The organism is Pedobacter sp. Leaf41 (assembly GCF_001422545.1).
Taxonomy (GTDB): Bacteria; Bacteroidota; Bacteroidia; order Sphingobacteriales; family Sphingobacteriaceae; genus Pedobacter.
The window spans coordinates 1,353,926-1,366,100 of sequence record NZ_LMLE01000001.1; the positions used below are offsets into that span (position 1 = coordinate 1,353,926).

Here is a 12,175-nt window from a genome sequence, read left to right on the forward strand (position 1 = left end):
AAATGATTACTTTTTCACCACCAATGGTTCACCATTCACAATAACATTTTCGTATTTAACTTCATCATATTTATTTTTAAGCACCGGATTTTTAGTAGTGATCTGTAAATTTTGAAAGGTAAAACCAGAAAGTTTGTCCAGGGGATTGCCATTCATTTCACCAAATTTGTTGGCTTCTACTTTGATGTTGCTCATTTTGATATTCCTAATGGTGCCAAAAGGTTGTTCAGTGCTACCTGCTAAATCAAAGAACTGCTTCCAGGGATTAAGGCTAATTATCGAACCACATTTACCGGTTATATTTTCAATAGTAATGTTTTCATAAATTTGAAAAGTATCACCTCTCATCTTCAAGTTCAAAATCGGACAATTATTTTCCATTACGCAGTTGCGAAGAATGATGTTGTTGGCGTGTACACATTCGCTGCCCAAGGTAAGCACCGCGTGTGAGTTTCCAAAAGTGCAGTTTTCAATTAATACATCTTCAACCGTTCCGTTTTCTGGCAGCTGATGAGCGGTTGGTCCTTTACCTCCTTTGATAGCAATAGCGTCGTCATTTACAGAGATATAGCAATTTCTGATGATTACGTTTTTGCATACATCAAGGTCAATTCCATCGGTGCTTGGTGCAGGAACGGGTTGATATGGCGATCGGATATCAGTATTCTCTACTAAAATGTTATTGCATTTGTAGAAATGGGTTGTCCAAAAGCCGGCATTGCGAAGTTTAATATTTTGAATTTTGACGTTGTCACTTCCCCAAATAAAAATTAATCTCGGCCTGCTCACTTCCAAATTGGTACTTTCCTTGCCAATTTTGCGAACCGAATCGCGATGCGACCAAAACGTTTTCCAAAATTTTGATCCATTGCCGTCAATGGTCCCAGGTCCTTCGATACTGAAATCATTTACCTGATAGGCATTAATAACGGCCGCAAAATACTTCAGGCTTCTCCCTTCCATCCTTGATGGGATAAAGGGATAATTCTTAATATCATCTGACCCTTTTAGTACTCCACCCTCTTTTAAAACTAATTTTGTTTTCTTTTTGAAAAACAAAGCACCAGTCAAGAAAGTGCCTTTAGGTATCACAATCTTTCCTCCACCTCTTGAGGCAGCTCGATCGATTACTTTTTGTATGGCTTTGGTTTGAACGATGTTGCTATCTGCTTTTACACCAAACTTCATGATGTCGTATTCTTGCGCATTAAGCTTTAACGCAGTGATGAAAAGGATAACGGTTATTAAATATTTCATATTTGGTTAGCGATCAACATAAAATCGACCCATTTCAAATATCAATAAATGGCCAACGAATTGCGTCCTGTAGTATCCTGCCATTTGAAGAATGGGAAACTTATGCTAAACGACTTATCACCTAACTATGGTTCTCTGCTTAAATATATAGCCTTTACACCTTTGGCAGCTACCTGATTTTTCCCATAAGTGAGTTGAGATTTATCATTAATTTGTGCGGAAATGACCATTGCATTGCTCGACAGCTCATCAACTATCCAGTTATTGAAGGTGGCAATGGCAGCATTTTCAACCATAAGCGTTCTTGTACCAACCGTATTGAGCACTTTATAATTTGATGTTTTAACATCGGCATTGATATCGTTGGATAATTTAATTTGACTTTGATCAAAGGTCCAATAAGTTTTAATGGCGTCTACAACGGAGTGGCTAACCACTTCTCCCGATGAATTATAGAGGATGATATCGTAACCGCCGGTTGACCATTTTCCTTTTAGTGTCTCGGTGGTAGTTGCATTGTTATCTTTTTTACAGGAAAAGATGCAAAAAACCATTACAAAGGCTAGAAAAGTACTTCTCATATCATTTTGGATGTATGTTAAAGATAAATATTCTTAATAAAAGCACAAAGCTTTCATTTAAAAGCAATTAGATAGTTAGCAGGGCGATAGTTATTTTTATAAAACCTTTAAAAACAGAAAAGGACAATCCATCCGGAACTGTCCCTTTTTCTAACCAAATATATACCTGTTATGAGTCAGGTAATTTTTTATGTTTGCAGCCTCAACGACTGAAATTATCTTGTATATAACGTTATGCAGTTATGCTCTTTATTTCCAGAAATTCATATTTAAAAATTGAAACCAGATGGGTACGGTTGGTTTGCTTTTGATGAATATTTGGTTAAAGAGCCTTGCTTATTTTCAAAATTTTACTTCATTTAAAGCAAGTTTAAAACGTTAAACAAATCTAAGTTATTTTTTACTAATAAATATATTATTTATATAAAAAATTTTCAATTTAAAAACCTTCATTATTGATAAGGTTTTTAAATTGAATCTTGGTGTTTATTTCCATTCAAAAGGTAAATACCAATTTTCAGGATTTAGCAGCTTTGCTCTAGCTGAGCTAGCTGTTGGATCGCCATCTTTTAAAAGCTTTTGGTAAACCCTTTCCGCTAAAAAAGCAGGGTTATTCTGGCGTCTAGCTATCCGCACTAAATCTGGCCAGCGATTGCCTTCGAAAGCCAATTCCAAAGCGCCTTCATCAATTAGCTTTCCTTCTAAACCAATCATATCGCTTTGCAAACTGGCATCAAGCGGAGTTAGGCCAGCACGGTTGCGAATACCTGTATTGCGGTACCAGGGGCTTTTATAATCATTATTGTTTCTAGCATCCAGATAGTAAGGTGCCGGATAAGGCGTTTGCATGGTATTAATTTCATCAAATGATACTGGTGTTGGTGCTCCAGCTGAGGAACGTGTACCGGTGTAAAAAGTATTGGCGATACCAATGTTTAACAATGCCCAGCCCAATTTACTCTTACCATCACGATTAGCTGCCTCCGAATAGCGTAAATGCAATAATCCAGCACGATAAATGCCCCATTTACCACCTTTGTTTAGGTTTGTAACTGGGATAATATTATCGGTTAACTTAGTAATTGCCGGCCCAGTAGCAGTTGTTTCATAAGATAGTCTACCTCTCGCATCGTAAGGAATACCACTGTTCTGCCTTTGCGCATTCCAATTATCGATAGCGGCTTTTGACGGTTTTATCAGGTATTTACCATATACTGGAGAACACAACTCGATCATCGGATTACCCGGCTTGAAGCTCGAACTGTAAGGAATACCCCAGAAAAACTCCGAATTCCATACATTATTGGTGTTTTGAGCACTAAACATACTTTTCCAGCCTTGATCATACAGCAAAGTACTTTCGTCTTGATATTTCGCATAGCGTACAGCCTGATCATTATAGCCAGAATTTCCATAATAAACTACTTTATAGGAGTCAAAAGCAATGTTAATATTGGTATTGTTGTTTTCAACGTTCAATATCTTACTATAATTCTCTGCAGCTTTTAAATAGTTATTGCTCCATAAATATAAATCACCAAGTACAAATGGTTTACAGATAAATATCTTTTGTGTATTGTTTCCATCTATGGTGATCACCAATGGATTTCCGGTTGGATAAGCGTACACTTCCTTGTAAGGTAATTTTTCAGTAAAATCTATAAGTTTTGTTAAAAGCTCCTCAAAAGAAATACGTGGATAGGCCGACAAGTTTTTAATGTCATCTACATTCTCCACCGGATTTGTAATATAGGGAACGCTACCATATTGAATCCCCAACTGCAAATAAATCCAGCTCCTTAATGCGCCAATATCAGAGTAGTGTTTGTTGTAATCATCCACACTCATGCGGAAGTCATCCCGCATCAATTGGAAATTCTTCAAAGCGTCATTACAGTTTAAAATTACTTTGTAATATGGCCTCGGATCTATGTAAGGATTATCTTTTGTAACGCTGTGGTTAGCCAACTGTTTTAAATAAGGATCGGCATTTGCTGTAACGTTTACCAAATCAGCTCTCAATTCATTTTGAAGGATATATGTTTTTTGTAATCCCAAAAACTGACCGTAAATACCGATCACTGCGGCATCGGCGTCGGTAGAATTTCGGTAAGCATTTGATACATCAAGCGTCGCTTCTGGCTCTTCATCTATTATTTTTTTGCAAGACCATGAACCTGTTGCAAGCAGGGCTACTGCTAAAAGGGCAATAACTTTTTTATTAAAATCCATCTTCATCTTTTTATCAATTATCAATTATAAACCAATTCTAACACCCAATTGAACCGATCTGAACTGTGGCTCTAAAGTGGTATCTACACCTTGAGTGAAAATACTTCCAGTAGCGCTAAATTCAGGATCGTAGCCCAGGTATTTGGTTAGGGTAAGTAAATTATTTCCGGTGGCATAAATTCTAGCATATTTAATCGCTTTCGTTTTTAAAGGCACGTTGTAGGTTAAATTTACCGAACGTAAGCGCAGGTACGAACCATCTTCAATCCAACGATCAGAAAACTGAGCATTGCCCATCGGATCGCCAAAGCTGGCTTTAGGTACGTTGGTAACCTGCCCCTCGCCTCTCCAACGGTTTCTCATAATTTCTGATTGGTTGTAATAAGCATTTCCCGATTCGAGCACCGAGCGTGTGTAGTTGTAAATGTCGTTTCCTAATACGAAGGAAACCAATACATCCAGTGTCCAGTTTTTGTATACAAGGGTGTTGTTGAAACTTCCAAAAAGATCCGGATTTGGATTTCCAATCACCACACGATCAGCTCCGTTGATAATTTTATCACCATTGGTATCGATAAACCTCATATCGCCACCTTTAAAAGGTACGGTTACCCCTGCACTATTTACAATAGATAATCCTGAAGCTGTAGCTTCGGCATCCGTAGCGTAAACACCGTTGGTGCGCTGACCGTAAAATAAATTAGCTGTTTCGCCAACTCTTGTTAAGTATGTGCCGTTTGCATAATTGGTAACAATATCATTTCCGTTGGATAAACTTTGAATTTTATTTCTGTATAGGCCTAGATTAATGCCTAAATCCCATTTTATTTTTTTGTTTACTACACGGGCATTCAAACCAAAATCAAAGCCATTGGTTTGCATACCTCCTTGATTATCAACATAAGAATCTACACCGGCAATTGAAGTAACTGGAATATAGTTTAGCATTTTACTGGTGGTGTGCACATAATAATCTAAACTCATGCTTAAACGTTCATTAAAAAAGGAACCATCTACTCCAACATTAAACTTGGCTACACGTTCCCACTGGATATTGGGGTTGGCCACATTGCCACGAACCACACCTTGGAGACCCAATAAATTTTGCGAAACATAGTATTGTCTGTTATTATAGTTTCCGATATCATCATTCCCTACAATGCCATAACTAGCCCGAAGTTTCAGCAGATCTATACCTTTATAACCTTGCATAAAATCTTCTGATGATACAATCCAGGCACCACTTAAAGCTGGTAAAAGAGCCGTTTTGCCACCAAATAAATTTAATCCGTATCCACTTGTACTTGCTGATGTGTTTCCATCACTTCTACCAAAACGCGATGAGGCATCTGCCGCTACAGCCAGACTTAAAAAGTACTTGTCTTTATAACTGTAATCTGTAGTGAAGTAAGTATTTAGAGAACTCCAATTGCCGATATCTCCACCAAAAAATCGTAGGGCAGCATTACTGTTGCCAATACTAATCAACACATCAGTTGCAGAATTGTAACCTATGGCAAAATCCTGTTCGCTAGAATTTTTTGAATAACGCGTTCCCAAACTCATTTTTAAGTTGTGATCTTTGGCGAATGTTTTGTTGAATGCGAAGCGAAAATCATTAAAAACGTTTGAATAACGAATTACTTGCGAACCCAACTTGCTATCGCCGATGGTATTTTCTAACACCTCATTTGTTACGCCTTTACGAGGGATAAACAAAGTTTCCTGTGTTTTATCGTATGTTAAGCCGGTTAAGTTAGATATCTTGAAATTTTTATTGAATTCATAGTTGAACACGATGTTACCAAAGAAACGGTAAGCTTTCTTCTGATTCAATCCCTTTTCTATTAGTGCTCTGGGATTACTTACACCCAGTGTATCCGCCTCTGCAAGATTTGGAGAAACTGCGCCGGTAGCACTAATTTCATTTTTGGCAAGAAAAGGTGCTTTTACCAACGATAAAAATATTGGGTTGGTACGTGGAGCAATCCCCTGGTCTTTTAAGCTTTGCTCCGTATAGCTAAAAGATAGATTTGTACTTGCCTGAAGCTTCTTCGTTAAATTTAAATCACTGTTGAAGCGCATGTGATAGTTTGTGTTATTCGTTGAATCGATAACACTTTTATTTTTCGAGTAACCTGCCGAAAGTGCATATTTAGCGATGTTATCGCCACCGCTTACTTTCAGAAAATAGTTTTGATTGAAACTACGTTTGAAAACTTCTTTTTGCCAATCGGTATTTTGGTGATACATGGCATAAGTTGGGTTAGTGGCTTGGTTTGGATCATCGTTCATGTAAGGCAAAGCTGCAATAGCACTATTGCTCAAACCACGGCTTTGTAAAATATCAGAAAGATAAGTTCTAAAATCACCTCCATTCATTACCGAAAGTTTTTTTGGAACTAGGTTGATACTGCTATATGCCGCAAAATCTATCTGAGTAGCCAAATCTTTAGCATGGTTGGTGGTAATAATCATTACCCCATTGGCAGCTTTGGTTCCATAAACTGCTGCCGCTGCTGCATCTTTAATTAAGCTCACGCTTTCAATATCGTGAACATCAATAAACTGTAGCGGATTATTGCGGTGCCCGGCCGTTAAAGATGAGCCGTACGAATTGGCGTCGAAAATCATTCCATCCACCACGTACAAAGGCTGATTGGTTGCATAAAGTGAAGTGAAGCCTCTTACAAATAAATCGGCTCCAATTCCAGGGGTTCCTGATCTTCTAATAGAATTTAACCCTGCCATTCTTCCTTGCAAATAGCTGTCTGGCGTTTCTGCATTTACTGTCCAGCCACCTTGCGGATTGGCATAAGAAATAGCTGATGAAGTTCTGGCCAGGTTTTGGGTACCCGATGGCAACACCACCTCGGTAAACAAGGAAGCAAAAGAACTCGGGTAAATTTTAATCGTTGCGAGTTTACCTTTGTGAACAGCCAGCAACTTAGTGTGGTAGCCAATATTACTAATGGTGATTGTTGCATTATAATCTGGAACAGTAATCGAGAAGCGACCTTTATCATCGGTTAGGGCGCCAGAAAAATCTGTTACGGTTAATTTTACACCGGTAACAGGTTTATTAGTTGCGCCATCTACCACGATGCCGGTTATTTTCTGTCCGACAAGCTTTTTAACTTTCACTTTAACCGTTGTGGTATCGGTGCTGTACTTACTTGTATCTGTTGTTGTGGTATCTGTCTGCGCAAAAACCGCAGTAGCAAACATCATTCCGAACAGTGTAAGTGAAACTCTTTTTTTTATGATGGTAAAATTATACATAGTCAATTTATAATTCAGATTATGGAAGAATAGGTTCAAATCTCAAATAATCCAATATGAGCGTACTTACATTTTTAGCTGTGCTAGCGGCACTGGTTAACCTGAGGTCTAATAGCCCAAACTGCTTAGGCGTAAATTCGCCCATGTAAACCTCATCATAATTGAGTGGCGTTACATTATGAGTGGCGAATAAATCATAAACAGGAGCTGTTGGCGTAGAGGTTAACGGGTTGAAAATAAAATAGCGCTGTGTAAATGCTGCAACCTGTGCATCGCCTGCGGCACCTGCAACTGCCCGGGCATAAACTTTATATTTAGCCACCGGCACGTTACTTCTTAAGTACCTGATGTAATATTCTGATACGCTGTGGTCATAAACCTCAATATCTTTATATTGAACTCCTTTGTTATCTAATTTAGTTCTGTATAGCGTATTTCCATCCCTGTTTATTCTGAAACTAAAAGGAAGTTCTCCCTCAATTTTGAATGTAGGTACTTTATCCTTTAGTCTAAAAGGAAGTGCACTCATTACATGTACAATTCCGTTACTTGCTTTGTAAGACTTTACTATTGCAGCCTTACTGATCGGAATTTTAACTCCGCGTGTTGAAAGCAACGTATCAGGTAATTTATCTGCGGTATATAAACCTTTCACGGTAAAGTCGCTTACTAATCCCAGTTTATCGAATAAAGAATAGTATGGCGTAAGCTTCGCCGTTTCACTATTGAAAGCAGCATCCTGAAGCATAAAAAACGTGTACTGTTGATTTTCGGTTCGAAGATCGGCCACGGTAGTCCAATATAAATTTCTGGAAACCATTGGTGGATTGGCTGCAAAAATCGGGTTACCCGAATTATTATAACCAATGATCACTGCATTAGCGGTATCAATAACCATTGATGATATATTGCTGATGTAATTAGTCTGCAGTGGTGCATCCGCACTGCTTAACATGTACTCCCATACATTAAATTTAGTTGGAACAGCTTTATCAATGGTGTATAAAGCACCGTTTTTAACAAATTGACCACCACCTGTAACAGCAGCTTCTTCAAATGTGTTGCCTACCAGTGTAGCGAATTTTTTATTGATCAACTGAATGCGTAAAGTATCTGAAGCGGTTTTTGGAGCCACCACCGTAGTTAAAGCAATGTGGTTGGCTACAAAATCTTTGAGTTTTGCCGGATCGGATGAAATTGCAGCATCTAAAGAAGTTAACGCGTCGTTTGTTGGTGCCCAAACCGTATAATTTTGAGATGATGCCAACAGTTTGTCGTAACCTGTACTTCGTACAAAATCACTAAACTTACTTAAATTAGGTTGCGCAGATAGTTTCTGAAAAACGTCGATCGTGTTATCAACATTCACAATTTCTGTATGCTCTTCCAATACATCTTTACATGCACTTAGCCAAAAAATGGTACTAAGCAGTAATATGGTGTGAAGTATATTTGTTTTCATTGAGAATTTTCTTTTGGTTAGAATTCGTTTGCCGGAGCATTGCTACCCCGGCTTTATAAGTTATGGGCGGTTAAACACTGTTCCAAAGGTTGAAAAACGTGGGTAGTTCTGGTCGGCATCAACAGGAATAAAATGGATCATATCCAAGTAGGTTGCATTACTAAGACCGGCGTTGCTTACTACAGTTAACCTCACCCAGTGCCTGTCAGTAGTTTGAATATCAGCAGTACCTGCCAAGCGGCCAACCAGTTGATCCCATCCAGAACCGTTTATAGAAACTTCTCCCCTTGCTGTACCCTGGAAATCGGCAGTTGTTGCCATGTAACGTTTGTAACCGTTAGTTAACATTAAAGCATCTGCCGATGGTAGCGTGGCCGTTGTTGCACTAATACCGGAAGAGCCGAGGTATTGTCTAAAATCGACTAAATTTGGCAGAATTTGTTCCCCTGGCCTACCCACATCCACACCAACTTGAAATAAGTTTGAATTTCCGTTTTGAGCATAACATATCCATATTTTATATTTTCCTTTTACCAACATCGGCGTGCGGATATCGATGTATTGAATCCTCGCTGTACTTACTCCCATCGATAAATTGAAAAAATCGTTGTAGGCATATTTACGGGTTGCATTAGGTACGATTACCCTTTCATAATTACTTCCTTGACTTACTTTGGAAAGGTCGTTACCGAAAAGCAATCCATTTACCGTGGTTAATCCATTCGCATACAACGGAATGGTTCCGGCAGCGGCGCCTCTCCATTTAGGGTTAATTCTCAAATCTGCATGATCAGAAACATCAAAATAAACGGCAGATTGTACCCTCACTTTTATTGCAAATGGTTTTTTCACTTCATGAGATACGCCATTTGACGCCGTTACATCGCTAAAAGTTCTATTCAGTTCAACACCAGGTTCTACTACTCCATTAAATTCATCTTCATTCAGCAAAATTTTCTGTCCAGAAAATTTTGTTGTGATCACCTCTTTAGGTGCCAATGTATAAATTGCTGGCGAGCTGATGATATCAGGTGTGTAAGACGGACCTGTAGAAATGTGATAAGCCATGTATAACCATAAACTATCAGCATGATTTTTAGGATCTCCCGTTTTTGAATATCTGCTTTTAAAACTAGCGTAGCTCGAATATCCTGCAGCTTTCAAAGCAGAGTCTGACTCTAAAATTAAAGTTTGAAAACGGCGGGTGGTGTCTTTAGCTGCAGCGCCATCAATGTTTAGTGAATCATAAAACCCAGTCTCTTTTAATGCCTGAGTAAAATAGCTGTAGCGAGAATTGGCTTCGACACTTTTGGCTAATGTTAAAGTTGCTGGTACAAGTACATGATCTAACACATGGATAATTCCATTGCCTACTCTAATATTCGACTTTGTTAATTTGGCAATCTTATTTACCACGTAACTACTGATCCCGCCTTGGTTAACTGCACCTGTTTGAAGATATTGACCATATAATGTTATTTGAGGTAACTTGCCATCGGTAAAACGGTTGGTTGCTACAGTATCAGGCAGAATATGAAACTTAATCATATCTCTGGCTTCATCAACCGTCAAATCTGCAACCGCAGCTTTTCCTTTTGCTTTTAGCCATGCCGTTACGGCCACGTTATCTGGCGTAAACAAGGTGTATTTTCCGTAGGCACCTAAAAAACCTGTTGTGGCAGATCGGTCCATGATTTGTCTCATCATGGAAAACTGATCAGGATAGCGGTCCAGATATCCTGTAATATTTACATCATCTGTAGTTGTTAAGGTAAGCGATTCTCTTTTACAAGCATTTATAAATACAAATGTAAAAGCTAATACAACCATCATGATGATTGCATTGCGGCCATTTAAATTATTTTTCATCATGCTATTATTTGGTGTAAAATGGATTTTGAACAAGTTGAGGATCAGCAAAAAGTTCTGCCTCATGAATTGGAAAATAGTGACTGTTAACGTCTCTAAACTTAGTAATTGCCGATTGTTGTAATGCTGGATTAACAGTTTGAGCCACTATGTTTAATAAAAGATCAAGTCGTTTGTAATTATCGCGTTTCGCTATGCGAAGAAGATCGTACCAGCGCTTTCCTTCGAATGCAAATTCACGGGCACGTTCAGCTAAAATATAATCAGATATTGCATCTTTATCGCCAGGATCTACCGTTTGCGAAGTGGCTACAACGGCTCCTCTTTTTAACCTAATTTCTTCAATTAAAGCAAGTGCCTCTGCACCTCTGCTGGTTTCGGCAAGGGCTTCAGCTTTCATTAGCATCAAATCAGAAATACGGTAAACCTGCCAGTTGATAAATGTTACGGCATCAGTTCCCCATTTAACAACCGCTAAATCCGAACCACGGTAAAAGGCTTCTTCTCTAATATCATAAAACCTGGTTGGGTCAACATCATCAGGAATAAAAACATCACTACCCAGATATGAACTAGCCAAAAATCTTTTAGGAGATCTTCCTAATGCATTAAACAAAGGACTGCTAACGGATGACTTATTATTGAATTCAAAAACCGTCTCGATAGAACTTCCGTTAAAAAACACGTTGAAGTACCACGAAGAGGCTGCTGACTGTAAGGCGAAACGTTGCGAATTAATCACTTTATTACATTCCTGGATGCAGCCTTCGTAATTATCCATCCACAGGTAAACATCAGCCAACACTGAATTTACAGTAAATTTGGTCACCCTGCCTTTATCTGTTACCGTATTGCCAAACGTAGTAACTGCCCCAGCTTCCGCTTTTTTTAGATCGTTTACAACTTGAGTTAAAATGGCTGCTGCCGATGTTTTAGGCAAATCTTGTAAATCGGTATCTTTTGTGGTTGCCGTTAATTTTAAAGGCACATCGCGATAGCTTTTCACCAGATAGAAATACATCAGGCTTCTTAACGTTAACACTTCACTTAAATAGGCATTAAGCTGTTCTACACTAAGCGTTGGATCGATTTCACGAACCGATGGTGCGTTATCTATAACCGTGTTGCAGAAATTGATGGTGCGGTAAAATGCATTCCAGCGACTCAATGAATTGCTTTGCGTAATATTTACATTAAAAATATCAGTTTCATCATTTAAGGCTCCAGGTCCCGGATCAATCATATCGGCTCTTATCTCACCAAAAACGAAAATGTTTTCGATTAAAGATCTCTCATTTACCCCAGGAGGCGGCGCCAGCAAAGACGCGTAGCAACCGGCTACTGCAGCTTGGATATCTTCTTTGGTTTTCCAAAAACCTTGTCTGGTGATGCCATCACGAGGTTGCGTATCTAACCATTTTTTACATGAGCTCGACATGATCAGCACCATGACAACAGCCGCACTATATATAATTTTTTTCATTTTTTGCTG

General features: G+C 38.7%; 7 protein-coding genes. All 7 read right to left on the reverse strand.

Features of this window, described 5'->3' with window-relative positions; translation table 11 throughout:
* Positions 1 to 6 precede the first annotated feature (6 nt).
* Complete coding sequence (locus tag ASE92_RS05835; protein ID WP_056849101.1) at positions 7 to 1,257, reverse strand: glycoside hydrolase family 28 protein; 1,251 nt, start codon at positions 1,255 to 1,257, stop codon at positions 7 to 9.
* A 125-nt stretch (positions 1,258 to 1,382) separates the two neighbouring features.
* On the reverse strand, positions 1,383 to 1,838 hold the full coding sequence (locus ASE92_RS05840; RefSeq protein ID WP_056849102.1) for a hypothetical protein: 456 nt from the start codon (positions 1,836 to 1,838) through the stop codon (positions 1,383 to 1,385).
* Positions 1,839 to 2,324: 486 nt separating this feature from the next.
* A complete protein-coding gene (locus tag ASE92_RS05845) occupies positions 2,325 to 4,070 on the reverse strand; it encodes a RagB/SusD family nutrient uptake outer membrane protein (RefSeq protein ID WP_162237743.1) in 1,746 nt (581 codons plus the stop codon).
* Between the two features lie 24 nt (positions 4,071 to 4,094).
* Positions 4,095 to 7,352, reverse strand: a complete 3,258-nt coding sequence (locus ASE92_RS05850) for a SusC/RagA family TonB-linked outer membrane protein (protein WP_056849104.1) — start codon at positions 7,350 to 7,352, stop codon at positions 4,095 to 4,097.
* A gap of 19 nt (positions 7,353 to 7,371) precedes the next feature.
* Positions 7,372 to 8,814, reverse strand: a complete 1,443-nt coding sequence (locus tag ASE92_RS05855; protein ID WP_056849105.1) for a fasciclin domain-containing protein — start codon at positions 8,812 to 8,814, stop codon at positions 7,372 to 7,374.
* Between the two features lie 60 nt (positions 8,815 to 8,874).
* Positions 8,875 to 10,683: a fasciclin domain-containing protein gene (locus tag ASE92_RS05860; RefSeq protein WP_162237744.1), complete on the reverse strand. Its 1,809-nt coding sequence runs from the start codon at positions 10,681 to 10,683 to the stop codon at positions 8,875 to 8,877.
* Positions 10,684 to 10,690: 7 nt separating this feature from the next.
* Positions 10,691 to 12,166, reverse strand: a complete 1,476-nt coding sequence (locus ASE92_RS05865; RefSeq protein ID WP_056849107.1) for a RagB/SusD family nutrient uptake outer membrane protein — start codon at positions 12,164 to 12,166, stop codon at positions 10,691 to 10,693.
* Between the last annotated feature and the right edge of the window lie 9 nt (positions 12,167 to 12,175).